This is a genomic window from Limnospira sp. PMC 289.06 (assembly GCF_032350395.1).
GTDB lineage: Bacteria > Cyanobacteriota > Cyanobacteriia > Cyanobacteriales > Microcoleaceae > Limnospira > Limnospira platensis.
In genome coordinates this window covers 1-654 of the sequence record NZ_JARPLC010000421.1, presented here as the reverse complement: position 1 = coordinate 654, position 654 = coordinate 1, and the positions used below count along the sequence as shown (strand labels likewise).

Annotated in this window: 1 pseudogene; it reads left to right on the top strand. The window is 46.8% G+C overall.

Annotated elements, in window-relative coordinates:
- Positions 1 to 654 (top strand): annotated as a pseudogene (locus P5674_RS25550) (GUN4 domain-containing protein); the annotation flags it as partial.

Genomic DNA, 654 nt, shown 5'->3' with positions numbered 1-654 from the left:
AAGCGATCGCATCTCAATCCCGATCACAGCTAGAATCTCTGGTCAAAGCGATCGCATCTCAACTCCAATCCCAGAATGAAGCGATCGCCTCTCAACTCCAATCCCAGAATGAAGCGATCGCATCTCAACTCCAATCCCAGAATAAAGCGATCGCATCTTCTCAACTCCAATCCCAATCACAGCTAGAATCTCAGATAGAAGCGATCGCATCTCAACTCCAATCCCAGAATGAAGCGATCGCATCCCAACTCCAGTCGATAACTGAAGCAGTGGCAGATACTCCCATCGTGTCTTCATCTTCTAAAAACCCAAGCAGGATATTTAAGATGATGTAAGCAGCCGACCAAGAAACGGCTAAGATGATGTTAGCGGTGGCGGGAAAAACCCAAGCAGGATATTTAGACCCGAATGATATCGAAAACTTTCCCTGCGATGATTTGCGAATCATCGATGGTCTTTGGGTCAAACACAGTAACGGACTCTTCGGGTTTAGTGTCCAGAAGCAAATTTACATCAATTGTGGAGGTAAGCCTGATGGAAGCTATCCAGGTGATACAACAATATGGTATCGGTTTGCAGACGAGGTAGGATGGCGAGTATGGGTGGGTCGTGGTTGAGTTGGAAAGATTATACGTTTTCCCCCGGGTCAGCCAA